The 23,775-nt window shown below is 62.5% G+C and carries 29 protein-coding genes and 3 tRNA genes; 23 read left to right on the forward strand and 9 right to left on the reverse strand.

Annotated elements, in window-relative coordinates; all coding sequences use genetic code 11:
- Positions 1 to 61: 61 nt before the first annotated feature.
- Both msrA and EP867_RS02845 read left to right on the forward strand, forming a co-directional pair.
- Positions 62 to 724 carry a peptide-methionine (S)-S-oxide reductase MsrA gene (gene msrA, locus EP867_RS02840; RefSeq protein WP_128486693.1) on the forward strand — a complete coding sequence of 221 codons (663 nt, stop codon included), beginning with the start codon at positions 62 to 64 and terminating at the stop codon, positions 722 to 724.
- 139 nt (positions 725 to 863) lie between these two features.
- Positions 864 to 1,739 (forward strand): 50S ribosomal protein L11 methyltransferase, encoded by an 876-nt coding sequence (locus EP867_RS02845; RefSeq protein ID WP_128486694.1) that lies wholly within the window; start codon positions 864 to 866, stop codon positions 1,737 to 1,739.
- Between the two features lie 182 nt (positions 1,740 to 1,921).
- Here the strand turns inward: EP867_RS02845 and EP867_RS02850 are convergent, their stop codons facing one another.
- Complete coding sequence (locus EP867_RS02850; RefSeq protein ID WP_128486695.1) at positions 1,922 to 2,128, reverse strand: DUF1127 domain-containing protein; 207 nt, start codon at positions 2,126 to 2,128, stop codon at positions 1,922 to 1,924.
- 293 nt (positions 2,129 to 2,421) lie between these two features.
- On the opposite strand from EP867_RS02850, the gene ruvC reads away from it, so the two are divergent.
- From ruvC to ruvB, 4 genes are all read left to right on the forward strand, one after another.
- Positions 2,422 to 2,943 (forward strand): crossover junction endodeoxyribonuclease RuvC, encoded by a 522-nt coding sequence (gene ruvC / locus EP867_RS02855; RefSeq protein WP_128486696.1) that lies wholly within the window; start codon positions 2,422 to 2,424, stop codon positions 2,941 to 2,943.
- Positions 2,940 to 3,632 carry a Holliday junction branch migration protein RuvA gene (gene ruvA, locus EP867_RS02860; protein ID WP_128486697.1) on the forward strand — a complete coding sequence of 231 codons (693 nt, stop codon included), beginning with the start codon at positions 2,940 to 2,942 and terminating at the stop codon, positions 3,630 to 3,632. Before ruvC ends, ruvA begins: the two co-directional genes overlap by 4 nt.
- A 61-nt stretch (positions 3,633 to 3,693) precedes the next feature.
- Positions 3,694 to 4,668, forward strand: coding sequence for a zinc metalloprotease HtpX (gene htpX / locus EP867_RS02865; RefSeq protein WP_128486698.1), 975 nt, complete (start codon positions 3,694 to 3,696; stop codon positions 4,666 to 4,668).
- 103 nt (positions 4,669 to 4,771) lie between these two features.
- Complete coding sequence (ruvB, locus tag EP867_RS02870; RefSeq protein ID WP_128486699.1) at positions 4,772 to 5,797, forward strand: Holliday junction branch migration DNA helicase RuvB; 1,026 nt, start codon at positions 4,772 to 4,774, stop codon at positions 5,795 to 5,797.
- Between the two features lie 64 nt (positions 5,798 to 5,861).
- On the opposite strand, the gene EP867_RS02875 is transcribed toward ruvB, so the two are convergent.
- Both EP867_RS02875 and hisF read right to left on the reverse strand, forming a co-directional pair.
- Complete coding sequence (locus EP867_RS02875) at positions 5,862 to 6,182, reverse strand: phosphoribosyl-ATP diphosphatase (RefSeq protein WP_128486700.1); 321 nt, start codon at positions 6,180 to 6,182, stop codon at positions 5,862 to 5,864.
- Positions 6,182 to 6,940, reverse strand: a complete 759-nt coding sequence (gene hisF, locus EP867_RS02880; protein ID WP_128486701.1) for an imidazole glycerol phosphate synthase subunit HisF — start codon at positions 6,938 to 6,940, stop codon at positions 6,182 to 6,184. The genes EP867_RS02875 and hisF overlap by 1 nt, the downstream gene beginning before the upstream one ends.
- A 110-nt stretch (positions 6,941 to 7,050) precedes the next feature.
- Between hisF and EP867_RS02885 the strand changes: the two genes are divergently transcribed.
- From EP867_RS02885 to rpsI, 3 genes are all read left to right on the forward strand, one after another.
- Positions 7,051 to 7,467, forward strand: coding sequence for a hypothetical protein (locus EP867_RS02885; protein WP_128486702.1), 417 nt, complete (start codon positions 7,051 to 7,053; stop codon positions 7,465 to 7,467).
- A 166-nt stretch (positions 7,468 to 7,633) separates the two neighbouring features.
- Positions 7,634 to 8,098, forward strand: a complete 465-nt coding sequence (rplM, locus tag EP867_RS02890) for a 50S ribosomal protein L13 (RefSeq protein WP_128486703.1) — start codon at positions 7,634 to 7,636, stop codon at positions 8,096 to 8,098.
- Positions 8,099 to 8,100: 2 nt separating this feature from the next.
- Complete coding sequence (gene rpsI, locus EP867_RS02895; RefSeq protein ID WP_128486704.1) at positions 8,101 to 8,586, forward strand: 30S ribosomal protein S9; 486 nt, start codon at positions 8,101 to 8,103, stop codon at positions 8,584 to 8,586.
- A 48-nt stretch (positions 8,587 to 8,634) separates the two neighbouring features.
- Here the strand turns inward: rpsI and EP867_RS02900 are convergent, their stop codons facing one another.
- Positions 8,635 to 9,087 carry a pyridoxamine 5'-phosphate oxidase family protein gene (locus tag EP867_RS02900; RefSeq protein ID WP_128486705.1) on the reverse strand — a complete coding sequence of 151 codons (453 nt, stop codon included), beginning with the start codon at positions 9,085 to 9,087 and terminating at the stop codon, positions 8,635 to 8,637.
- A gap of 230 nt (positions 9,088 to 9,317) precedes the next feature.
- On the opposite strand from EP867_RS02900, the gene EP867_RS02905 reads away from it, so the two are divergent.
- From EP867_RS02905 to EP867_RS02935, 7 genes are all read left to right on the forward strand, one after another.
- Positions 9,318 to 9,569, forward strand: coding sequence for a hypothetical protein (locus tag EP867_RS02905; protein WP_128486706.1), 252 nt, complete (start codon positions 9,318 to 9,320; stop codon positions 9,567 to 9,569).
- Between the two features lie 85 nt (positions 9,570 to 9,654).
- Positions 9,655 to 10,608, forward strand: a complete 954-nt coding sequence (locus EP867_RS02910; protein WP_128486707.1) for an ABC transporter permease — start codon at positions 9,655 to 9,657, stop codon at positions 10,606 to 10,608.
- Positions 10,605 to 11,414, forward strand: coding sequence for an ABC transporter permease (locus EP867_RS02915; RefSeq protein WP_128486708.1), 810 nt, complete (start codon positions 10,605 to 10,607; stop codon positions 11,412 to 11,414). The genes EP867_RS02910 and EP867_RS02915 overlap by 4 nt, the downstream gene beginning before the upstream one ends.
- Before the next feature lie 56 nt (positions 11,415 to 11,470).
- Positions 11,471 to 12,535 carry an ABC transporter ATP-binding protein gene (locus EP867_RS02920; RefSeq protein ID WP_128486794.1) on the forward strand — a complete coding sequence of 355 codons (1,065 nt, stop codon included), beginning with the start codon at positions 11,471 to 11,473 and terminating at the stop codon, positions 12,533 to 12,535.
- An 80-nt stretch (positions 12,536 to 12,615) separates the two neighbouring features.
- Positions 12,616 to 12,692: transfer RNA gene (locus EP867_RS02925), tRNA-Asp, on the forward strand.
- A gap of 213 nt (positions 12,693 to 12,905) precedes the next feature.
- Positions 12,906 to 12,982: transfer RNA gene (locus EP867_RS02930), tRNA-Asp, on the forward strand.
- A 213-nt stretch (positions 12,983 to 13,195) separates the two neighbouring features.
- Positions 13,196 to 13,272: transfer RNA gene (locus EP867_RS02935), tRNA-Asp, on the forward strand.
- 117 nt (positions 13,273 to 13,389) lie between these two features.
- Here the strand turns inward: EP867_RS02935 and EP867_RS02940 are convergent.
- Complete coding sequence (locus EP867_RS02940) at positions 13,390 to 13,998, reverse strand: exonuclease domain-containing protein (protein ID WP_241656795.1); 609 nt, start codon at positions 13,996 to 13,998, stop codon at positions 13,390 to 13,392.
- Complete coding sequence (locus EP867_RS02945) at positions 13,980 to 14,684, reverse strand: NAD-dependent deacylase (RefSeq protein WP_128486709.1); 705 nt, start codon at positions 14,682 to 14,684, stop codon at positions 13,980 to 13,982. The genes EP867_RS02940 and EP867_RS02945 overlap by 19 nt, the downstream gene beginning before the upstream one ends.
- 425 nt (positions 14,685 to 15,109) lie before the next feature.
- On the opposite strand from EP867_RS02945, the gene EP867_RS02950 reads away from it, so the two are divergent.
- From EP867_RS02950 to EP867_RS02960, 3 genes are all read left to right on the forward strand, one after another.
- On the forward strand, positions 15,110 to 15,547 hold the full coding sequence (locus EP867_RS02950) for a pseudoazurin (RefSeq protein ID WP_128486710.1): 438 nt from the start codon (positions 15,110 to 15,112) through the stop codon (positions 15,545 to 15,547).
- Between the two features lie 232 nt (positions 15,548 to 15,779).
- On the forward strand, positions 15,780 to 16,037 hold the full coding sequence (locus EP867_RS02955; RefSeq protein WP_128486711.1) for a DUF6455 family protein: 258 nt from the start codon (positions 15,780 to 15,782) through the stop codon (positions 16,035 to 16,037).
- 102 nt (positions 16,038 to 16,139) lie between these two features.
- Entirely contained in the window at positions 16,140 to 17,069 is a 930-nt protein-coding gene (locus EP867_RS02960; protein ID WP_128486712.1) for a carbon-nitrogen hydrolase family protein, read from the forward strand.
- Between the two features lie 15 nt (positions 17,070 to 17,084).
- Here the strand turns inward: EP867_RS02960 and EP867_RS02965 are convergent, their stop codons facing one another.
- Positions 17,085 to 18,107: an NAD(P)/FAD-dependent oxidoreductase gene (locus tag EP867_RS02965; protein ID WP_128486713.1), complete on the reverse strand. Its 1,023-nt coding sequence runs from the start codon at positions 18,105 to 18,107 to the stop codon at positions 17,085 to 17,087.
- 86 nt (positions 18,108 to 18,193) lie between these two features.
- Between EP867_RS02965 and mnmD the strand changes: the two genes are divergently transcribed.
- From mnmD to uvrB, 4 genes are read left to right on the forward strand one after another with little or no spacing between them, the layout of a single operon-like run.
- Positions 18,194 to 18,868 (forward strand): tRNA (5-methylaminomethyl-2-thiouridine)(34)-methyltransferase MnmD, encoded by a 675-nt coding sequence (gene mnmD, locus EP867_RS02970; protein ID WP_128486714.1) that lies wholly within the window; start codon positions 18,194 to 18,196, stop codon positions 18,866 to 18,868.
- Between the two features lies 1 nt (position 18,869).
- Complete coding sequence (locus EP867_RS02975) at positions 18,870 to 19,745, forward strand: DMT family transporter (protein ID WP_128486715.1); 876 nt, start codon at positions 18,870 to 18,872, stop codon at positions 19,743 to 19,745.
- 3 nt (positions 19,746 to 19,748) lie between these two features.
- Positions 19,749 to 20,660: a DMT family transporter gene (locus EP867_RS02980; RefSeq protein WP_128486716.1), complete on the forward strand. Its 912-nt coding sequence runs from the start codon at positions 19,749 to 19,751 to the stop codon at positions 20,658 to 20,660.
- A gap of 33 nt (positions 20,661 to 20,693) precedes the next feature.
- On the forward strand, positions 20,694 to 22,880 hold the full coding sequence (gene uvrB, locus EP867_RS02985) for an excinuclease ABC subunit UvrB (RefSeq protein WP_128486717.1): 2,187 nt from the start codon (positions 20,694 to 20,696) through the stop codon (positions 22,878 to 22,880).
- Here uvrB and EP867_RS02990 read toward each other — a convergent pair.
- Positions 22,822 to 23,367: an NYN domain-containing protein gene (locus EP867_RS02990; protein ID WP_164888745.1), complete on the reverse strand. Its 546-nt coding sequence runs from the start codon at positions 23,365 to 23,367 to the stop codon at positions 22,822 to 22,824. The genes uvrB and EP867_RS02990 overlap by 59 nt on opposite strands.
- Positions 23,368 to 23,469: 102 nt before the next feature.
- Positions 23,470 to 23,724, reverse strand: coding sequence for a GlsB/YeaQ/YmgE family stress response membrane protein (locus EP867_RS02995; RefSeq protein WP_128486719.1), 255 nt, complete (start codon positions 23,722 to 23,724; stop codon positions 23,470 to 23,472).
- Between the last annotated feature and the right edge of the window lie 51 nt (positions 23,725 to 23,775).

Below are 23,775 nucleotides of genomic sequence, written 5' to 3' on the forward strand. Positions count from 1 at the left end.
GCAGGCGCTGCCCATATTACTGAGAACCGGTGGCGCCCTGCCGCCCTGACGGAGTGCTTTCATGTCCTGGTTCATCCGCAAACCCGCTGAACTGCTTGCCCCCTCTGAGACCCTGCCGGGCCGCCCCGAGCCGCTGCCGACCTCAGCGAAACATCTGCTCTTCGGGGTCGATCAGAAGGCCGAAGTGCCGGAGGGCATGGAAGAGGCGTTTTTCGCCATGGGGTGCTTCTGGGGTGTTGAGCGGCTGTTCTGGCAGCAGCCCGGCGTCTGGCTGACGGCCGCAGGGTATCAGGGCGGCGTGACGCTTAACCCGACCTATGAAGAGGTCTGCTCTGGTCTCACCAACCACACGGAGGTGGTGCGCGTGGTCTGGGATCCGGCGCAGACCAGCTTTGCGGCGCTGTTGAAGATCTTTTGGGAAAGCCACAATCCCACCCAGGGCATGCGTCAGGGCAATGACACCGGCACGCAGTACCGCTCGGCGCTCTATGTCACCACGCCCGAGCAGCTTGAGGCCGCTGAGGCCAGTCGCGCGCTTTATCAGCACCGCCTCATGCGGGCGGGGCAGGGCATCGTGACCACCGAAATCGCCATGGCGCCCGAGTTCTATTACGCCGAAGACTACCATCAACAGTATCTGGCGAAGAACCCCAACGGCTATTGCGGGCTGAAAGGCACCGGGGTCAGCTGCCCGATCGCAGCTCCCGCAGCGCCGGCTGCCTGAGGTGATACCAGCAGGGCCGGCCCTGCGGCCTGACGCCCCCGACGCGGCCCCGGCCTTGACCAGCCGGGCGGCTCGGGGCAAACCGCAGCCAAAGGGCGGCTTTGACGGGCCGGCCATGTCTCAGTTCAGGATCTGACCGATGCCCAGCTATTCCGCGATCACCTCGCTTGACGGCAAAGAGGCGGCCGATGCGCTCGCCGCTGCTCTCGAGAAGCTGACCCCCGAGCCCTACGGCGTCGGCGTCTTTGAGATCGAGGACGGCTCGGAGATGTGGGAAGTCGGTGCCTATTTCACCGAAGCCCCGAATGAGGCGGTTCTCGACATTATCGCCATTGCTTTTGGTGCGAAGGGCATGACCGTCTCTGAGATTCCGGAAATCGACTGGGTTGCTAAGGTGCGCCGCGATCTCGCCCCGGTCGAGGCAGGCCGCTTCTTTCTATATGGCAGCCATGATGCCGATAAAGTGCCCGAAACCGGTGTGATCCCGCTGCAGATTGAGGCGACGGTGGCCTTCGGCACCGGCCATCATGGCACCACGCTGGGCTGTCTGAAAGCGCTGGATCGCCTGGGCGCTGAGGGGCTGATGGTGCAGAATGTGGCGGATATCGGCTCGGGCACCGGGGTTCTGGCCCTGGCGGCCGCACGCCTCTGGCCCGAGGCGAAGGTCATCGCCTCTGATATCGATCAGGTGGCGGTCGATGTGGCCATCGCCAATGCTGAGATCAACGGCCTTGCTGACCGCGTGCCCTGTGTTGAAGCAGCAGGCTTTGATCACCGCGATCTGAAGAGCCGCGCCCCCTATGATCTGATCTTCGCAAATATCCTCAAAGGCCCCCTGGTGCAGCTGGCCCCGGATATGGCGAAACATGCGGCTCCGGGCGGGCATCTGATCCTCTCAGGCCTGCTGACGGTTCAGTCCGAATCGATCCTTGATGCCTATGTTGCCCAGGGATTCAGCCTGAAAGAACACACGCAGATCGGCGAATGGAGCACTCTCGTCCTGCTGCGCGGCTGATCGGGCCCTTTACAGACGACGAAGCCGCCGGGGGACCGGCGGCTTTTTTCATTGGTATCCCCGTTGCGCGCGGCGACAGCCGGTCTGGCCCGGGCAGGGGCTTGAAAAAGGTAAAGGCCGCACCGGTGGTCCGGCGCGGCCTGTCCCTCTCAGACGCTTCGGGCGGCAGAGCCGCCGCAGGATCAGCGCAGGTGGGCGGAGATGTTTTCCAGATCACCGCGGCACAGGCCGATATCATCCAGTTCACGATCCGACAGGCGTGCCAGCGCTTTGCGGGTCACGCGCAGATCGTTCCACTGAACGAGGCGCAGGGTCACGGAGCGGAAGAAAGAGCTCAGCCCGCCCCCGATGGATCCCTGAAGCGGGCGGGTGGTTTCGAAAGCGGCCATGGTCAACATCCTTTTCAAAAACTGCCTGTTTCACAGGCTTCACATTCGATGACTGCCAGATATTGATGCTGCAGTTGCAAAACAACTCCCCGATTTCACATGACCGTCTTGCGTTTCCTGCATGGCTGGGACTGACGTTACGTCCTTAAAAATAAGGTGAATGAAAAGCGGCATTGCTGCGCCCGAATCGCAGCCGGCTTTCGCTGCGTTGCAGAAATTTTACACAAAGCAGCTAAGGGCTGGAGAATGTTCATGTTTCGTGCCAGACTGGCCAAAACAAGGAACAGGCAGGCATGCGCGTTTTAGGTATCGACCCCGGATTGCGGAACCTCGGCTGGGGGGTCATTGATGTGGCGGGCAGCCGGCTGACCCATGTTGCCAATGGCATCTGCCATTCAGAGCCGGGGGATCTCGCGCAGCGTCTGCTGGCGCTGCACAGCCAGCTCACGGAAGTGTTGCGGCTTTATCAGCCCGATGCGGCGGCAGTGGAGCAGACTTTCGTGAACAAGGACGCGGTCTCGACCCTGAAGCTGGGGCAGGCGCGCGGCATTGCGCTGCTGGTTCCGGCTCAGGCGGGGCTGACGGTGGGCGAATATGCCCCGAATGCCATCAAGAAATGCGTGGTGGGTGTGGGTCATGCGGCCAAGCAGCAGGTCGATCATATGGTGCGTTTTCAGTTTCCCGGCGCGGTGATCGCGGGGCCGGATGCGGCGGATGCGCTTGCGATTGCGATCTGCCATGCGCATCATCTGCAATCCTCTGACCGCCTGCTGGCGGCAGTGAAACGGGCGGATGTGCAAAGGGCTGCGGGATGATCGGAAAGCTTTCGGGTCTCATCGACTGGAAGGGGGATGGCCATGTCATCCTTGATGTGCGCGGTGTGGGCTATGAGGTCATGGTCTCGGACCGCACGCTGGCGCAACTGCCGCCCGTGGGGCAGGCGGCAGCCCTTTATACCGAGATGATCGTGCGCGAGGATCTGTTGCAGTTGATCGGCTTTCCGACGCTGATTGACCGCGAATGGCACCGGCTTTTGACCACCGTTCAGGGCGTGGGTGCCAAGGCGGCGCTGGCCATTCTGGGCACCCTTGGCCCGGAGGGGACGGCGCGGGCGATAGCCTTGGGCGATACCAAGGCGCTGACGGCAGCGCCGGGGATCGGTGCCAAGATCGCCCAGCGGGTCGTGCTGGAGTTAAAGAGCAAAGCGCCGATGCTGATGGCGAAGGGCGGGGCCATGGGGGCTGAGGCCGATTTCGATGCGGAGGTGATCGAGGCAGAGGCTGCGGCGGCGCCTAAAGTCGCGCCGAAGCGCAGGGCGGCGGCTGCGCCGGTGGTTGCGCCTTCGGCTGCGGCCAGTGCCGATGCGCTCTCGGCGCTTTTGAACCTTGGCTATGCCCAGGGCGATGCGGCGGCGGCGGTGGCTCAGGCGGCGGGGGAGAATGACGGGCTTGAGACCTCGGGCCTGATCCGGGCGGCGCTGAAGCTTTTGCAGCCGCAGCGCTGAGGACTTGTCGCAGGGGCGGGCGCTGACCATATCTGCACGAGATCTCAGCGGAGTAGAGCAGATGCAGGGATATGCAAAAACGGCCGTCCTGATGGCAGGGATGACGGCGCTGTTCATGGCGATCGGCGCGCTGATCGGCGGGGGCAGCGGCGCGATGATTGCGCTTGGCTTTGCGGCTGTCACCAATCTGCTGGCCTGGTGGAACTCAGATAAGGCGGTTTTGTCGATGACCGGAGCGCGCGAGGTCGACAGCCGCTCGGCGCCCTATCTGGTGCAGATGGTTCATCAGATGGCCGATCGTGCGGGCCTGCCGCCGCCGCGGGTCTATGTCATTGAGAGCGATCAGCCCAATGCCTTTGCGACCGGGCGCAATCCCGACAATGCCGCCGTTGCAGCGACGACAGGTCTGTTGCGCAGTATGTCCCAGGAGGAGATCGCGGCGGTGATGGCGCATGAACTCGCGCATATCAAAAGCCGCGATACGCTGATCATGTCGGTGACCGCCACCATGGCGGGGGCGATTTCGATGCTGGCCAATTTTGCCTTTCTGTTTGGCGGCAGCAATCGCGACCGGCCGCTTGGGGCGGTGGGGACCATGGCGATGATGATCCTGGCCCCGATGGCCGCCGCCGTGGTGCAGATGGCGATCTCCCGCTCGCGCGAATATGAGGCGGATCGGATCGGGGCGGAAATCTGCGGCAATCCCCTGTGGCTGGCCTCGGCGCTGCGCCGCCTTGAGGGGCTGGCTTTGCGGATCGACAATCCGACGGCGGAGCGCAATCCGGCGCTTGCGCATATGTTCATCGTCAATCCCCTTCATGCCCATGCCCGCGATAAGCTGTTCTCGACCCACCCGTCGACGGCCAATCGGGTGGCCGCGCTGGAGGCCATGGCCGCAGCATCGCCCCGCGGCGCTGCGCCAGTCGCGCCTGCTGTCGGCGGGGCGGCAGGGCCCTTTGCCTCGGGGGCGCCGCGGGCTGCGGGCGGGCGGGGAGAGCGGCAGACATCGGTGCCCCGCGCCGGGCGGCGGCGCTGAGGGGCGGGCGCCGGGGCGCTGCCCCGGACCCCGGAGTATTTGGAAAAAGCCAAAGTGATCAGAGGGGCTTGCAGAGCGGGCGCCGTTCAGGGATTGTTCCTCTATGACACAGCCTGATCCCGCTTTGCGCCCCGAGCGCCTTTCTGAAGACAATGACCGCGCTCTGCGCCCGGAACGGCTGGAGGATTTCACCGGCCAGGCTGAGGCGCGCGCCAATCTGCGGGTCTTTATCGAATCGGCGCGGATGCGCGGCGAGGCGATGGATCACACGCTGTTTCACGGCCCTCCCGGCCTTGGGAAAACCACGCTGGCGCAGATCATGGCGCGGGAACTGGGGGTTGGCTTTCGCATGACCTCCGGGCCGGTTCTGGCCAAGGCGGGGGATCTGGCGGCGATTCTGACCAATCTTGAGCCGCGCGATGTTTTGTTCATCGATGAGATTCACCGCCTGAGCCCGGTGGTGGAGGAAGTGCTTTATCCGGCGATGGAGGATTTTGCGCTGGATCTGGTGATCGGTGAGGGGCCGGCGGCGCGGACGGTGCGGATCGATCTGCAGCCCTTCACTCTGGTCGGGGCGACCACGCGGCTGGGGCTTTTGACCACGCCTTTGCGCGATCGCTTTGGCATTCCGACGCGGCTGCAGTTTTACACCATTGAAGAGCTGAACCTGATCGTCGGGCGGGGGGCGCGGCTTTTGGGGGTGGCGGCGGAGCCGGAGGGAACGCTGGAGATTGCGCGGCGCGCCAGGGGGACGCCGCGGATCGCAGGGCGTCTGTTGCGCCGGGTTGTCGATTTTGCCCTGGTGGAAGGGGATGGTGTCATCACACGCGAGCTTGCCGACAGTGCGCTGACGCGGCTTGGGGTGGATGATCTGGGGCTCGACGGGGCGGACCGGCGTTACATTCTTTTGCTGGCCGAAAATTACGGCGGCGGGCCTGTGGGGGTTGAGACCATCGCGGCGGCGCTGTCGGAGAGCCGCGATGCGATTGAAGAGGTGATCGAGCCGTTTTTGCTGCAGCAGGGGCTTATTCAGCGCACCCCGCGCGGGCGGATGCTGGCGCCGAAAGCCTGGCGGCATATTGGCATCGCGCCGCCGCGTCAGCCCACTCAGGCGGATCTTTTCGGGTGAGGAATTCGGGGAGGCTTACTCTGCGTGCCGGATAGGAAAAAGCCCCGCTCAGGCGGGGCTTTTGTTATGCGCCGGGGCGGGCGGCTTTTTCGGCGATCCCGGAGGTGCCTTCGCGCTGTTCAAGAACGGCATAGACCTCGGCGAGGGTCACATCGCGGGCGGCGAGCATGACCATGAGATGGTAAAGCACATCTGCCGCTTCGGAGGCGAGTTTCGCGCGGTCGTTTTTCACCGCCTCAATGATCGCCTCAACAGCCTCTTCGCCGAATTTTTCGGCGCATTTCTCGGGGCCTTTGGCGAGGAGCTTTGCCGTCCAGCTTGATTCCGGATCGGCGGTTTTGCGCGCCTGGATGGTGGCTTCGAGCCGGGCCAGAAGATCAGACATCAGAGCCTCACATTGATACCGGCAGCGGCCATATGGGCCTTGGCCTCTGCGATGGTATAGGTGCCGAAGTGGAAGATCGAGGCCGCGAGCACCGCGCTGGCGTGGCCTTCGGTCACCCCTTCGACCAGGTGGTCAAGCGTGCCGACACCGCCCGAGGCGATCACCGGTACGGAGACGGCATCAGCGATCGCTCGGGTCAGCGGCAGGTTATAGCCGCCGCGGGTGCCGTCGCGGTCCATCGAGGTCAGAAGGATCTCGCCTGCGCCCTTGGTCGCCATTTTAACGGCGAATTCCACCGCATCAATGCCGGTCTCTTTGCGCCCGCCGTGGGTGAAAATCTCCCACTTTCCGGGCGCCACGGTTTTGGCGTCGATGGCGACGACGATGCACTGGCTGCCAAAGCGGTCGGCGGCCTCGGAGACGACATCGGGGTTTGCCACCGCCGCCGAGTTGAAGCTGACCTTATCGGCCCCCGCGAGCAGCAGGTTGCGCACATCCTGATGGCTGCGCACACCGCCGCCCACCGTCAGCGGCATGAAGCATTGCTCTGCCGTGCGGGTGACCAGATCGAACATGGTGCCGCGGTTTTCATGGGTGGCATGAATATCCAGAAAGCACAGCTCATCCGCGCCGGCCGCGTCATAGGCGCGGGCGGCTTCGACCGGATCACCGGCATCGATAAGATCGACGAAATTGACGCCCTTGACGACCCGGCCATCGGCCACATCGAGACAGGGGATGATGCGCGTCTTCAGCATATGGGGCTCCTTTGCCTGGGCACTTCATAGCCCCGGATGAGGAAAGGGGAAAGACAGCGCGTCAGCTTCGTGGCAGGTTGAGGGCCGGGTTCTGACAGGAGGCGGTTTTGGTGAAGTATGGGATATTTCCGGGGATCCTGCTGTTGCTGGCAGGTTGCGGCGCGCAGGTAGCGGGTCCGGGCGCGGCTGTTGCCCCCGTGTCGGGCGTGAGCCGCGCGCAGGCAATCGCTGCCGAATGCCGGCTTCTGGAGGAGGCGCACCGGCGCGTGGCATCGGCACAGGGCCGGGCGAGTGCGGATATCCTGACCGGATGTCCGGGACATGAAACCCTGCGCGATGAGATGCCTTTGAAAGCCCAGACGGCGGCTTTGCGCCGCGCGAATGCCGCGCAGATCCCGCCCGTGGTGCAGGGCCTTGGGGTCCAGGGGCCGCGGATTTATCGCCGGATGATTACCCGGGGTGTGCCGGAGGCGGTCGCGCAGCAACTCGCAGCCTCGGATCTCATGGCGCAGGCGGCGCGGCGGTGAAGATTCTGCTTAGTTATTGTGGTATCAAAATACCACAATAACTAAGCTATTGATTTTACAAGAAACTATTATGTTTTGCGCGCTTGACGCAAGGCGGGGGCTGGGGCATTAAGCAGCATCCTTAAACACGAGGGCTTCGGCTTTCGTTGCAAGCACAGGTCACACCATGAAAACCTTTACCGCTACTCCGGCGGATATCGAGAAGAAATGGATCCTGATCGACGCCGAAGGCGTCGTTCTGGGCCGTCTCGCTACGATCGTCGCTCAGATTCTGCGCGGCAAGAACAAGCCGACGTTCACCCCCCATATGGATATGGGTGACAACGTCATCATCATCAACGCGGACAAGATCCAGATGACCGGTAACAAGCGCGACGACAAGCGCTACTACTGGCACACCGGTCACCCGGGCGGCATCAAGTTCCGTACCGCGCGTCAGGTTCTCGAAGGTGCTCACCCCGAGCGCGTTGTGACCAAGGCTGTTGAGCGCATGATCTCGCGCAACCGTCTGGGCCGCCAGCAGATGACCAACCTGCGCGTTTACGCAGGCGCTGAGCATCCGCATGTCGCACAAAACCCGGAAGTCCTGGACGTTAAAGTCCTGAACCCGAAAAACACCCGGAGCGCGTAATCATGTCGGATATCAAATCGCTTGACGACCTGAAAGCCGCTGTCGCCGGCACCTCGGCTGCTGTTGTGGAAGAAGCTCCCCGTGAGCCGGTCCGCGACGCGCTGAACCGTTCCTACGCAACCGGTAAGCGTAAAGACGCTGTCGCACGCGTCTGGGTTAAGCCGGGTTCGGGCAAAGTCATCGTGAACGGCAAAGACCAGTCGGCTTACTTCGCCCGTCCGGTTCTGCAGATGATCCTGAAGCAGCCCTTCGAAGTTGCAAACGTCGTCGGCCAGTTCGACGTCTATGCAACCGTGAAAGGTGGCGGTCTCTCGGGTCAGGCCGGCGCAGTGAAGCACGGCATCTCGAAAGCTCTGCAACTGTTCGAGCCGTCGCTGCGTGGCGCTCTGAAAGCCGCTGGCTTCCTGACCCGCGACTCGCGCGTCGTCGAGCGTAAGAAATACGGTAAGGCGAAAGCCCGCCGCAGCTTCCAGTTCTCGAAGCGTTGATTTTATCCCTTCGGGGATTTGGAAAGGCCCGCCTCCGGCGGGCCTTTTTCATTTGCGCGGCAGATCGGTGACGCGGTAGGTCGCCAGCGCTTCGCGGCGCATATCCGCTTCGGTCTTATCGGGAAACAGATGCCAGCCGGGCGCGCGGATCGGGGCGACCTGTCCCACCCGCACCCGGATGACATGGCGGATCGGGTATTGCCCCTGGGTCAGTCGCGCAAACCGCGCCGAGAGGCCCGCGAACTCCGCTTCCTCAGGGGCGATGAGGCTGGCCAGGCCTTCGAGTTTCTCGCCGCGCTGGCGAAAGATGTCGATCATGCTGACGCAGACCCTGGGATTTTCGCGGATATTGGCGAGGCTGCGGGCCGAGGCGATCTCTGCGATCAGCACCTCATCGGGGGCAGGGCGCAAAAACACTTCCTTCGGCGAGACATTGGGCTGCCCCGCCGCATCGGCCGTTGCCAGCCAGCACAGCACCACATGATCCGGCTCAGCGCTCATCCCCGACCCTCCCTGCCTGAGGGGGGCAGGATCGGCTGCGCGGGGCGGTTTTGTCGAGAATTTCTTACGTATTTGTTGACCCTGATGGAGCCGGGGAGGATCTGTGACGTTTCTGTTGCAGGAATGATCCTGCGTCGTGCGAAAGTGTCACTCTTCGGGCCGTTGCCTTGACCTTGCGCTGTCGTCTTTGCGACTCTCCGCTCATCGAGCAAAAATCCGGGACAACCAGGATGTTTTCATTTCACAGTAAGACGGGTGCATCAGATTTTCTTGGCCTGCGTCGGGGACGCTCGGGGGAGGCTGAAATTGTTTACGACGACGGCGCGGCACGGCGGATGGTGTGGCGGGTGACCTCAGCGGGCTGCGACGAATCTTCGCTGCGCGACGCGATGGAGCGGGCCGTTTCTCGTCCGCGCGTCGTAGCGGCTTTATTTGCTGAACTCAGCACCAGGGCGATTACTCTGGAGGTTGTGAGCCACTGAATCGCAGCCTCTTTTAAACCTCCGCGCCCTGTGCGAGATGCATGCGATCCACCCAGTCCGAGACTGACTTTGCCGGGGAGCACGGATGAGCTTACAGGGTCTGAAACGCCGGCGTGTCCGGTCTGAAGCGTCAAGCGGGCTGATGTTGGTCAGCCCGCCTGCTATTTATGCGGTCATTTTGCTGGCGGCACCTCTGGTGCTGCTGTTTTTGTATTCCTTTCTGACTGACGGCTATCTGTCGATCATCTGGGAATTCACGCTGTGTAACTATGTGGGCGAATGCGCCTCGATGCAGCAGAATGCCGATGGCACGCTGACGCCCACCACTCCCTATCTGGGGGCCTGGTCCGACCCTGTTGTCCGCGCGGTCATGCTGCGCTCGCTGGGGATCGCGGTTGCGGTCACCGTGGCGACCGTCGTGCTGGCGTTTCCGGTGGCTTACTTCGTGAGTTTCTACGTCAAGCCTGAGCGCAAGAGCATGTGGCTCTTTCTGATCACCATCCCCTTCTGGACGTCCTATCTGATCCGGGTGTTCCTGTGGAAAGTGATCCTTGGCTACAACGGTGTGCTGAATTCGGGCCTGATGGGGCTTGGTCTGATCGATGAGCCGCTGACCTTCATTCTTTACAACGCCAATGCTGTCGTGATCACGCTTGCCCATGCCTATGCGCCTTTCGCGATCCTGCCGATCTTTGTGGCGCTGGAAAAGATCGACCGCTCGCTGCTCGAGGCCGGTCAGGATCTGGGCGAGAGCCGCTTGATGACCTTCTGGCGGGTGACCCTGCCGCTGGCGATGCCCGGCGTTGTGGCGGCCGTTCTGATCGTCTTTATTCCGGTGATTGGCGATTACGTCACCCCGCAGCAGGTCGGAGGGCCGGAGGGGCGGATGGTCGCCAATATGATCTATCTGCAATATCTGCGGCTGGATAACTATCCGGCAGGCTCGGCCATTGCGGTCTCGGCCATGGTGCTGGTGACCTCGGTCTCGCTGCTTTTCCTCTTCCTGAACCGCCGCTTCCTGAAAGGACCGAAAGGATGAAGGCCGCCCGTTTCTTCAAGGGCTACGCGCTGGCCTATCTGATCTTCCTTTACGCCCCGATCGTTCTGCTGCCGCTCTTTGCCTTTAACGACGGCACGATCATCGCTTTCCCGCTGCAGGGCTTCACCACGAAATGGTTTGAAGCGATGTGGAGCAATGCGACGCTGCTGAAGGCGGTGAAAAACTCGCTCATCATCTCCTGCTCATCTGCGGTGCTGGCGACCTGTCTGGGGATCTTCGCGGCACGGGCGTCGACGCGGTATAAATTCCCTGCCAAGGGCGCGATCATGGGGCTGGTCATGCTGCCCCTGGTGCTGCCTGAGATCATCGTGGCCGTTTCGCTCTTTGGTGTGCTGCTGGGGCTTGGCATTCCGCTGACCATCTGGACGGTGATCCTGGGTCATGTGCTGATCTGCACGCCCTATACCATTGCGATCCTGAACTCGTCCTTCCAGACGCTGGATCAGTCGCTGGAAGAGGCGGCGATTGATCTCGGAGAGACCCAGTGGTCAACCTTCCGGCTGATCATCCTGCCGCTGGTGGCCCCGGGGATCATCTCCTCGCTGCTGATCTCATTTACCATCAGCCTTGATGAATTCATCATCGCTTTCTTCCTTGCGGGAACCGAGCCGACCCTGCCGGTCTATATCTTCTCGCAATTCCGCTTCCCGGCCAAAGTACCGGAGATCATGGCCCTGGGCACCATCCTCGTGCTGCTCTCGGTCACTCTGCTGGCCATCGCTGAATATTTCCGTCGCCGTGGCATCGCCAAATCGGGCGGCAAGGACACCGGAGGCTTCCTGTGACGCAATCCATCCTGATCAAACCCGCTCCGGGTCTTATCCGCAAACCTCTGATCGAGATGGAGGATCTGCAAAAGCACTACGGCGATTACCATGCGCTGCGCGGCATCACCGCGCGCATTGGCGAGGGGGAATTCTTCTCGCTGCTGGGGCCGTCGGGCTGCGGCAAGACCACGCTTTTGCGTACCATCGCGGGCTTTGAAGAGCTGAACTCCGGCGTTCTGATGATCGACGGCAAGAATATGGACGGGGTTCCGGCCAATGCGCGGCCGACCAATATGGTGTTCCAGTCCTATGCGATCTTCCCGCATCTGAGCGTTGAGCAGAATGTGGGCTTTGGTCTGCGCAAAGACCCGCGTTCGGCCAAGGAGAAAGACTTTGCCGTCCAGGAAGCCCTGGAGATGGTGGGGCTGAAGGGCTATGGCAAACGTGCCGCCCATGCGCTTTCGGGCGGTCAGCGCCAGCGGGTGGCACTTGCGCGCGCGCTGATCCTGAAGCCGCGGGTGCTGCTGCTCGATGAGCCGATGTCGGCGCTCGACAAAAAGATGCGCGAGCAGATGCAGGTTGAGCTGATCAAGCTGCAGCGTCAGGTTGGCATCACCTTCATTCTGGTCACCCACGACCAGGAAGAGGCGCTGGTCATGTCGGACCGCATCGCGGTGATGTTTGAGGGGCAGATCGAGCAGCTCGATGATCCCGAAACCCTCTACCGTCTGCCCAAGACCCGCCGGGTGGCGGATTTCATCGGCACGATGAACTTCCTGCCTGCGACGATCCTTGGCCAGGACGATGAGGGTTTTGATCTCGAAGTCGCCGGACTTGGCCGCGTTCAGGTCCCGGCCCGTCAGGCACCGGGCAGGCCCACGGGAGAGGTCTCGGTCGGTTTCCGCCCTGAGACGCTGACCCTGATGTATGACGGCCAGACTTCCAATGACCGCGAAGCCCCCGGCGTGGTGGAAGAGGTCGTCTACTACGGCGATATGACCTATTACGACGTGAAGCTGGACGGCGTGGCAAAGCCTGTGCGCCTGTCGATGCGCAACGTGCCGGGGCGTCAGGTGCTGGATCGCGGGATGCGGACGCGGGTGGCCTGGTCGCCGAATGCGCTGGTGCTCTTCCGCTAAGGGGTCGGAAAAAACTTCGGAAAAATGCGGGCAGGGCCATTGACGCCCTCTGCGGTTCACCGTAGATATCCCCGCATAGCGCGGTTGTAGCTCAGTTGGTTAGAGTACCGGCCTGTCACGCCGGGGGTCGCGGGTTCGAGCCCCGTCAACCGCGCCACTTTCAAAAAACCCTCAGATTCTCCTGAGGGTTTTTTGCTGTTTCAACCGGCGCAGCCGGACGGGTTTTCTTCGATCGGGGGCGGAGGGGCATCGTTTTCCCGCGGGTCTTTGCCGTTGCGGCGGCTTTGCAGAAATCTGCGGGCCGCCATGAGATTTTTGCATTCCCCCCATTGCGCCCGCCCGGCGTTGGCCGTAGATATCCCCGCATAGCGCGGTTGTAGCTCAGTTGGTTAGAGTACCGGCCTGTCACGCCGGGGGTCGCGGGTTCGAGCCCCGTCAACCGCGCCACTTTCAAAAAACCCTCAGATTCTCCTGAGGGTTTTTTGCTGTTTCAACCGGCGCAGCCGGACGGGTTTTCTTCGATCGGGGGCGGAGGGGCATCGTTTTCCCGCGGGTCTTTGCCGTTGCGGCGGCTTTGCAGAAATCTGCGGGCCGCCATGAGATTTTTGCATTCCCCCCATTGCGCCCGCCCGGCGTTGGCCGTAGATATCCCCGCATAGCGCGGTTGTAGCTCAGTTGGTTAGAGTACCGGCCTGTCACGCCGGGGGTCGCGGGTTCGAGCCCCGTCAACCGCGCCACTTTCAAAACACCCTCAGGTTTTCCTGAGGGTGTTTTGTATTTCAGCCCGCAGCGGAGGACTGCTGCTCGCTGTGCGATGTCGTCTGATAAGCCCGTGCGCGGCCTTCGCATTCCGCTCAGGCCTGCTGCACTAAGGCCGGGCGTCGCGCGGCCGGGGCGGCGAGATCGGTGAAGCTGCGCCCGGTCAGAGCCTCTGCCCGCAGCACCACCATGGCGGCTGCGCGGGCATCCTCTCCGGCGTCGTGATGGGTGAACTCTAGATCGAGGCGGGTCTTCAGATGGCCAAGGCCATGGCCTCCGGCGCCTTTAAATTCAGGCCAGGCGACACGGGCGACGCGGACGCTGTCGATCCAGGTCCAGTCAGGTGCCCCGATCTGATGGCTGCGACAGGCGGCATGGATCGCAGTGCGATCAAAGGTCGAATGCTGCACCACCGTCACCTGCGACAGGAGCGGCGAGAGCCGGTGCAGCAGCGGCGCAAAGGTGACAGCCCCCGCAACCGTGGCCGCACTGATCCCATGGAGCCGGGTGTTGAACGCAGAAAAGCGGTCTCTGGGATCCACATAGCAGGCCCAGGTCGCAATACTTCCGTCAAAGCGCACGCCCGCAAGGCCGATCTGACAGATGCTGGCGGCGTCAGAGTTTGCCGTCTCGACATCAAGGGCGAGAAACCGGTAGCGCCCGGTCGCAAAAACGCTCCAGTCGCTCATGCCCGTGTCAGCCATCTGCGCAATTCATCCAGCATCAGCGGAACCTGCTCTCCGGCGCGGCCCTGGAAGAAGCGCTGGAAGTCGCGATGGTTCTGTGGTGGGTCGAGGTTTACCAGCCAGCTCTCAGCCCCATAGTGGCGCGCGAGTTCCGCAAAGCCCGCAGCCGGATAGACATTGCCGGAGGTGCCGATCGCGATGAGGACTTCGCAACCTGACAGTGCTTTTTGAATCTCGTCCATGAAATAAGGCATCTCACCAAAAAAGACGATATCGGGGCGCAGACGGCCCGCGCCGCAGTCCGGGCAGGGCATTTCGGCATGGCTTTCACCTGAAAACGCCTGACGGAAATCGCAGCGGGTACATTTGAGGCTCAGAAGCTCACCATGCATGTGCAAAAGCCCGCTTTGTCCGGCGCGCTCGTGCAGATCATCGACGTTCTGGGTGATGACGAGGATTTTTCCGGGGAATTCGGCGGAAAACTTCGCCAGGGCCTCATGGGCGGCATTGGGCGCAACGTCCCGCAGGGCCGCACGGCGTTTGTTGTAAAACTCATGCACCAGGGCGGGATTTCGGCTGAGCGCTTCGGGCGTGCAGACATCTTCGATGCGGTGCTGCGCCCAGAGACCATCTTCCGCGCGAAAGGTCTCAAGGCCGCTCTCGGCGGATATTCCGGCACCGGTCAGGATCACAACATCGGGCATGGGGCCTCCTTCCATTTGTCTCTTTCTGCCACGGGCAGCGCTCTGAAGCGAGGGATCTCAGCGCCGGGGGGCGGTGCGCGATTCGCGGCAGCGGGAGTGCGGCGCGGCAGCCTTGCGATGCCCGCAGATCTGCCCTGAGCGGAGTGCAAAGGGTGGCTCACGGGGCTGTGAATGCAAAGGTGTGCCACGGCATACCGCGGAAACATCCTGTCTCCCGCCCTGTGGTTTGCGCAAGTTCCTGTCCCCCGGGCGCCCCCTGGCCTGCGACATAATGAGCAGCCGCCTTGCGCCGGCTTGCGCAGATGCCGACTTGGGTTTCAAACCGGCGCATCCCGCAAGGACGCGAGATCCGAGACGGCCGGTTTGCTGCCCCGACCCCGGGGCAGGACTGACTGACCGGCTTAGTGTGACTCTGGAGAACAGACATGAAAAAATCCTTCCTCGCCGTGGCTTCGGCTCTGGTCCTCGGCCTCGCTGCCCCGGCATTCGCTGCTGAGCATGAAGTGAAAATGCTCAACAAAGGCGAAACCGGTTCCATGGTGTTTGAGCCGGCTTTCATCAAAGCTGAGCCGGGCGATGTCATCCGCTTCATCGCAGAAGACAAAAGCCACAACGTCGAAAGCATCAACGGCATGCTGCCGGAGGGTGTTGAGAAGTTCAAAAGCAAGCTGAACGAAAACTTCGAACTGACCGTCACCGAGCCGGGCGTCTATGGTGTGAAATGCACCCCGCACTTCTCGATGGGCATGGTTGCTCTGATCCAGGTTGGTGACGCGCCGGCAAACCTCGAAGAGGCAAAGGCTGCAAAAACCAACAAAAAAGCTGCTGAGCGTTTCGAAGCTGCCTTCGCTCAGATTCAGTAATTCCGGCGCGGCCTGAGCGGATTTAACAGGTCCGCTCACTGGCCCCGGCTTCTTCCGGCGCGCAGTCTCTTTCCCCAACTGCGTGGTCGGATGTAGCGGCCCTGTCCCTCCCCGGACAGGGCCGTTTTATTTTCGAAATAATGACTTTCTGTAAAAAATTTGATCAGGATCAAAGTTTTATCCCCGCAGGGCTCTTAGCTCCGAGGTCAGACTGACCTGAAGGTACGACCCTATGAAGCTCTTCCGCCGCCCCGACAACCTGACGCGCATGAACCGGATGGCGAAGGCTGTCGGCCTGGATCTGAACGCCGAAGCAGAGCAGGGTCGTCTTTCGCCTGCCGAAGTGCGCCTCGCCTCGCATCGCTGTGGCGAATGCAGCGGCACGCTGGAATGCCGTATCTGGCTGCAGGCGCGCGAAGATCAGGCCGCAGAGCCGCCCGGATACTGCCCGAATGCGGCGCTTTATAAAGGGCTCAAGGCCGGAGGCTGAACGGCGGTTCATCTGACTTTTCCGCCACAACCCTCTTGTCAGGGCGGGGCTTTGACCGTTCCAATGCCGCGGTCTGCCAATTGGCAGCAGGGGAGGAATGGAATGACTGAGAAGGTTCGGGTCGCCGTAGCACAGATCGCGGCATTTCCGGAAGATTCGGTAGCGACCGCAGAGAAGGTCGTTGCGACTTTGCGTGAGGCTGCGACTGAGGGGGCGCGGCTGGTCGTTTTTCCCGAGGCGCTTTTGGGGGGCTATCCCAAGGGGGCCTCGTTCGGCGCACCGATCGGAATGCGTCGCCCCGAGGGGCGGGAGGCGTACCGGCGCTACCATGCAGCCGCGATCGATCTCGACGGGCCTGAGGTGGAAATGATCGCCGCTGCCACGGCTGAGACCGGGCAATTCGCCGTGATCGGTGTGATCGAGCGCGACGGCGGCACGGTCTATTGCACCGCGCTTTATTTCGACGGCGACAAGGGCCTTGTCGGCAAGCACCGCAAGCTGATGCCCACGGCGGCAGAGCGGCTGATCTGGGGCTTCGGCGATGGCTCAACCCTGCCGGTTTTTGAGACGCCTTTCGGCACGGTGGGCGCGGTGATCTGCTGGGAGAACTATATGCCCGCTTTGCGGATGTATATGTATCATCAGGGGGTTACGATCTATTGCGCGCCGACTGCGGATGATCGCGACACCTGGGTCCCCTCGATGCAGCATATCGCGATGGAGGGGCGCTGCTTTGTGCTGACCGCCTGTCAGCATATCACCCGCAAAGCCTATGCGGCGGATCATGAGAGCGCGCTTGGCGATGACCCCGATCAGGTGATGATGCGCGGCGGCTCTGCGATCATCTCCCCGCTGGGGCAGGTGCTGGCGGGTCCGGATTTCTCGGGCGAGACGGTGCTTTATGCTGATATCGACCGGGGGGATATCGCGCGGGGCAAATATGACTTTGACGCCACGGGGCATTATTCGCGCCCCGATGTCTTCCAGTTGAGCGTGGACACGCGCCCCAAACGCGCGGTCAGCACGCAGTAAGCGAAGCTGCCATCCTCAGGCCGGAAGGGCCCAGGCCTCGGGGATGGCATTTCGGCCGTCACAGATCAGATCGCAGAGCAGCCCTGCTGCCAGAGGCGCCATGGCAAAGCCGGTTTTGAAACCGCCATTGGCAATGAAATGGCCGTCGCGCTCCGGCCAGGGGGCAAGGCAGAGCGTGCGGGTGGCCGCGCGCGGCCGCTCTCCGGCCCAGGTCTCGATCACGGCGGCCTTTGCCAGAGCGGGCAGGGTCTCCCGCGCCAGAGTGAGCAGCGCCTCAAGCTGGCCGTCGGTGCTGCGCGGATCATCATAATCGCGCTCCGAGGTGGAGCCGATGCCCGTGGTGCCATCGGCGTGAAAGACGATATGCAGCCCCGGCGCATAGACCTGCGGCGCCTCGGGGGCAGAACAGGCCAGCAGTGCCGCCTGTCCCTTTTCACCGCGCCCGATGGGGCGGGCGAAGGTCTCTGACAGCGCCCGCAGCCCCTCAGCCCCGGTGGCATGGACCACGCTGCCCTCTAGCGGCCCCTCGGCCACAACCTCTCCCCCCAGCCGCACCAGCGCCGCCAGAAGCGCGGGCAGAGCCATGCGGGGATGAATGCGGGCGGTCAGATCATCTTCGGCGACCAGCCCCGTGGGGCTTATGGGATCAAGCGGGCGGTCGGCTGCGCGCACGAACCAGCGTGCCTGACCCTGCCACAGGGTTTCAGCGCTGATCCCGCGCTCCCGTGCCAGCTCAATCGCGCGGTCGTCTTTCAACGGCTGCACCCGTCCGGTCCTTGCCCAGCCTGCGGGGCGTCCGCCCACCTCTTCAACGCCGCGCCAGAAGGTGCCTGCGCTCAGAAGTGCCTGCAGCTGCAGGGCCTTTGCGGGCTTCCAGTTCTCAGGGGCATGGGGGGCCAGGGCGCCGACCACCCCGCCTGAGGACCCGGCCCCCGGCCCGTTCGGATCAATGACCCGCACTTTCAGGCCGCGTTTCGCTGCCTCATAGGCCACGGAAAGGCCGAAGATTCCGGCACCGAGAACAGTCAGATCGGTCATGGCTTGCCTTTGTTCGCTCAGGGGCAGAGAAGTGCTGAAACGCGCCGGCAACCTGGGCGCAGCGCCAGTTGAGGACAAGAGGAAAGATGACCGCAGGCAGCACTTCGGGTCTTGAATGGAAAGAGGGCGATGTGCCTGTCTCGCTGCGGTTCGACGACCCCTATTTCAGTCTGGGAAACGGCCTTGCTGAGACGCGCCATGTCTTTCTTGCCGGCAATGATCTGCCCGAGCGGTTTCGCGACGGCTTCTCAATTGCAGAACTGGGCTTTGGCACCGGGCTGAACATGCTGGCCACCTGGATTGCCCTGCGCGATCAGGGCTTTCAGGGGGAGATGCGCTACACGAGCTTTGAGGGCTATCCGCTTGAGGCTGATGAGATAGACCGCGCTCTGCGCGCCTTCCCTGAGGCGCATGCCGTGGCCGCGCCCTTCCTTGAGCAATGGGGCGCCGGGTCCAAGGTCATCATCCTGCCGGGGCTGCGCGCCGAGATCCTGATCGGGGATGTGCGCGAATGGCTGCCGGCCTGGACGGGGCGGGCGGATGCCTGGTATCTCGACGGCTTCTCGCCTGCCAAAAACCCCGAGATGTGGGGGGCGGATCTGATGGCTGAAGTCGGCCGCCATACCGCGCCGGGCGGCACCTTTGCCACCTATACCGCCGCAGGCCATGTCCGGCGCGCTTTGGGCGAAGCGGGCTTCGCGGTTGAGCGGGTGCCGGGTTTTGGTCACAAGCGCCACATGAGCCGCGGGGTCAAAGCCTGAGATGAGCGCCAGCGACAACCGTGCCGGGATCTGGCTGATGGTGGCGGGTGTTGCGGCCTTCACCCTTCAGGACGGGCTGTCGCGCTATCTGGCCGGAGAATACACCGTCTGGTTCTCCATTATGCTGCGCTACTGGTTCTTCGCGGCCTTTGTGCTGGTCATGGCGCTGCGGCGGCCTGAGGGCTTTCGGGCGGCTGTTTCGCTGAAGCGACCGGGGCTGCACTTCGGCCGCGCGGTCCTTCATGTCAGCGAGATCCTGGTGATTGTGCTGAGCTTCACCCTCATCGGGCTGATCAATACTCATGCGGTCTTTCAGATCTGCCCGCTGCTGGTGGCAGCACTCGCCGGGCCGGTGCTGGGAGAAAAGGTCTCGCGGGCGCAGTGGCTGGCGATCGGCGCGGGGTTCTGCGGCATCTTGCTGATCCTGCGGCCCGGCTCGGATCTCTTTTCCTCGCTCGCCCTCCTGCCGCTGCTCGCGGCCCTTCTCTTTGCGCTTTATACCGTGCTGACGCGGCTGGCGACGCGCGAGGAGGGGGCCTTTGTGGCTTTCTTCTGGTCTGGGATCCTGGGGGCAGGTCTGATGACGCTGGGGGGCGTCTGGTTCTGGGAGCCGATGCCCGCCAGCCATTGGGGGCTGACCCTTGCCAATGGCGCGGTGGCAATCCTTGCCAACTGGCTGATCATCCGCTGCTATTCAAAGGCTGAGGCCAATGTGGTGCAGCCCTTTGCCTATCTTCAGCTCGTTTTTGTGACCCTGATGGGGGTCCTCGTCTTTCATGAGCCGGTGCAGCCCATGACCCTGGCGGGAGCCGGGGTGATCGTGCTGGCCGGGCTGAGCACACTGATCCGGGTGCGCCCCGGGCAATCCGGAACATGAGACATGCAAAAAGCCAGTAACGCCGGACGCGGCATTTTTCTGATGCTTCTGGCGGTGATGATCTTCGCGGTCCAGGATGCGATCTCGCGCTACCTCGCGGAGACTTACAACGTCTGGTTCGTGATGATGATCCGCTTCCATGTGATGTTCGTCGCGGTCATCCTGCTGGCGCTGCGGCGCGGGCCGGATTTCCGGTCGGCCATCCGCAGCGGCATGCCGAAGCTGCAGCTGTTTCGCAGCCTGCTGCTGGTCACCCAGACCTGTCTGATTGTCACCTGTTTCACGAAAATCGGTCTGATCAACACCCATGCAATTTTTGCGTCAGCCCCGCTGATCGGAGCGGCGCTGTCGGTGCCGATCCTTGGCGAGAAGGTTGGCTGGCGGCGCTGGCTGGCGATTGCGGTGGGCTTTATCGGCGTGCTGATCATCCTGCAGCCGGGCGCGGACAGCTTTTCGCTGATGTCGCTTCTGGTGCTGATCTCGGCCTGTATGTTCGCCACCTATGGCGTGGTGACCCGCCTGGTCAGCCGCACCGACAGCTCTGCCGTCTCGCTGTTCTGGGCGGGGATTGTGGGCGGGATCTTCATGACCCCCTTCGGCCTTGCCAATATTGTGCCGATTGCCGTGGCGGACTGGCCCTGGATGGCCATTCTCTGCGTGACCGGCATGGGCGCGCATCTTCTGATGATCATGGCGCTGGAGGCTGCAGAGCCCAGCATCGTGCAGCCCTTCGCCTATACGCAACTGGTTTTCGTCTCATTCATCGGCGTTGTCGTCTTTAACGAAGAGCTGAAAACCTCGGTCCTGATGGGGACGCCGATCGTGATCGGGGCCGGGCTCTTCACGATCTGGCGCACGGCCGTGAAGGCCAGGGCTGAGAAACGGGCCGCCCTCTTGCAAGCCGGGGGCAGGTGACCCCATCTGTTGGGCAGAGCCCCCGGAGATGTTATGCCGCATAACAATATAAACGCCCTCACTGAGCGCCCTGACGTGCTGACCCGCCCCAAGCTGGAGGGCGGGCGGCGGTTTGTGCTGAACACCCCCTTTGAGCCTGCGGGCGACCAGCCCGCCGCCATTGCCGAACTGGTGGCCGGTATCAGCGCGGGTGAGCACAATCAGGTGCTTTTGGGGGCCACGGGCACCGGCAAGACCTTCACCATGGCGAAGGTGATTGAGCAGACACAGCGTCCGGCGATCATCCTTGCGCCCAACAAGACCCTTGCGGCGCAGCTTTACGGCGAGTTTAAGGGTTTTTTCCCTGATAACGCCGTCGAATATTTCGTCTCTTACTACGACTATTACCAGCCCGAGGCTTACGTCGCCCGCACCGATACCTTCATTGAGAAGGAATCCCAGATCAACGAGCAGATCGACCGGATGCGCCACTCAGCCACCCGGGCGCTGCTGGAGCGCGATGATGTGATCATCGTGGCCTCGGTCTCCTGTATCTATGGTATCGGCTCGGTTGAGACCTATTCGGCCATGACCCAGGACCTGAAGGTCGGGGAATTTTACGACCAGCGCGAGTTTATCCGCGAGCTGGTGGCGCAGCAGTATAAGCGCAATGAGGCGGGCTTTCACCGCGGCCATTTCCGCGTGCGCGGCGATGTGGTCGAAGTCTGGCCCGCTCACCTTGAAGACAGGGCCTGGCGCTTCAGCTTCTTTGGCGAAGAGCTGGAAACGATTACCGAATTCGATCCGCTGACCGGGGCGAAGACGGATTCCTTTGAGCAGATCCGCATCTATGCCAACAGCCACTATGTGACCCCGCGCCCCACGATGGCCCAGGCGATCAAAGGCATCAAAGAGGAACTCTTCCACCGCCTGAAGCAACTGAACGACGAAGGCAAACTGCTGGAAGCCCAGCGACTGGAGCAGCGCACCAATTTTGACCTTGAGATGCTGGAGGCCACCGGGGTCTGCAACGGCATTGAAAACTATTCGCGCTATCTGACGGGCCGGGCCCCTGGTGAGCCGCCGCCCACGCTGTTCGAGTTTATCCCCGATAATGCGATCGTCTTTGCCGATGAAAGCCACGTCTCGGTGCCGCAGATCGGCGGGATGTATCGCGGTGACTTCCGGCGCAAGATGACGCTGGCCGAACACGGCTTCCGGCTGCCCTCCTGTATGGACAACCGCCCCCTCAAATTTGAGGAATGGGATGCCATGCGTCCGCAGTCGGTTTTTGTCTCGGCCACGCCCGCGAAATGGGAGATGGAACAGGCCGGCGGCGTCTTTGCCGAACAGGTCATCCGCCCGACGGGTCTTCTGGATCCGGTGATCGAAATCCGCCCGGTGAAAACCCAGGTCGATGATGTCCTCTCTGAGATCCGCATCGTGGCGCAGAAAGGGCTGCGCACGCTGGTCACCACGCTGACCAAGCGGATGGCAGAGGATCTGACCGAATATCTGCACGAGCAGGGGGTGCGGGTGCGCTATATGCACTCGGATATCGACACCATTGAGCGGATTGAGATCCTGCGCGATCTGCGGCTCGGGGCTTTTGACGTGCTGATTGGGATCAACCTGCTGCGCGAAGGGCTGGATATCCCCGAGTGCGGTCTGGTGGCGATTCTGGACGCCGATAAGGAAGGCTTCCTGCGGTCGGAGACATCGCTCATCCAGACGATCGGGCGGGCGGCGCGGAACGCCGAGGGCCGGGTCATCATGTATGCCGACAGCATCACCGGCTCCATGGAACGCGCCATGGCTGAGACCGAGCGGCGGCGCGAAAAGCAGATCGCTTATAACGAGAAACACGGCATCACGCCCGCGACGGTTAAAAAGAACGTCGAAGATGTGCTGGCGGGCCTCTGGCAGGGGGATACCGACCAGAGCCGGGTTACGGCAAAGGTCGACAAGCCGCTCGTCGGCTCGAACCTTGCGGCGCATCTTGATGCGCTCAGGGCGCAGATGCGCAAAGCCGCTGAGAACCTGGAGTTCGAAGAGGCCGCCCGCCTGCGCGATGAGGTGAAGCGGCTCGAAGCGGTGGAACTCGCCGTCTCTGATGATCCGCTGGCGCGGCAGTCGGTCATCGAAGAGGCGGTGGAAGAGGCGGTTTCGGCCCGTGGTCGCTCTACCGCCGGTCGTCCCGGCCAGCGCGGCGGGGTGAAGCGTCGTCGCGGCGCGAAGTGACAGTAGCGGGGTCGAGATCAAGCTCGGCCCCCGTCAGCCCGACGCGGCCCCGCACCAGCACATCTTCACGGCGCAGCATCGGATATTTCAGCACCCAGTCGCGGTAACGATCGTTGGTCACGATGCGCAGTTTGCGCCGCTTGGCGCGTTCCAGAAGCTCCAGATCCGCGATCTTTCCTTTCGCCACCACGGTGATATCGCGCGGCTCAAGGCCAATATGGGGCGCCAGCATCTCCGGCCCGCTCCAGCGGTCAAAGACCAGCCAGCCGACATTGGCGTCAAACACCACCTCCGGACGGTAGCCGCTTTGTTGCAGAAGGGTAATGACGCGGCGCAGGGCGCGCAGATCGGGGTTGTTATTGGCCCAGTGCAGCACATTTGAGCCATCCACCAGGATCGGTTTCCCGGGTCTTGGCCAGAGGCGTCTGACAATGATCCCGATCAGAGCGATCAGCAGGAGCCAGGCTCCGATGTCATAGGCGTCCAACAGCGCGGTTATATCCGAAAAAGCAGGCACTTCAGGTCTTTCCAATCAGACGGGCGGCCCCTTTCGGCGCCGCCCGTTCCGTCCGTGGCCTTCTTCCGCCGTTCAGGCGCGTTTGACAAGACGCAGCAGCAAAAGAAGGATGATCGCGCCAATTGCCGCATGGATGATCGCGGCCAGGATGCCGCCCGAGGTCATGAAGCCGATGCGCGGGAAGATCAGCCCGGCGATAACGGCGCCGAGGATGCCGACAATGATATTGCCAACCAGGCCGAAGCCGTAGCCGGAGACGATCTGACCTGCCAGCCAGCCCGCCACCGCGCCGATGACCAGCATGATAATGAGACTTTCGATACCCATATTACCCGTCCTCCAAAGTGAATGGTCCTGCCATCCAACTTCGAGCATGCA

The organism is Falsigemmobacter intermedius (assembly GCF_004054105.1).
GTDB classification, from domain to species: domain Bacteria; phylum Pseudomonadota; class Alphaproteobacteria; order Rhodobacterales; family Rhodobacteraceae; genus Wagnerdoeblera; species Wagnerdoeblera intermedia.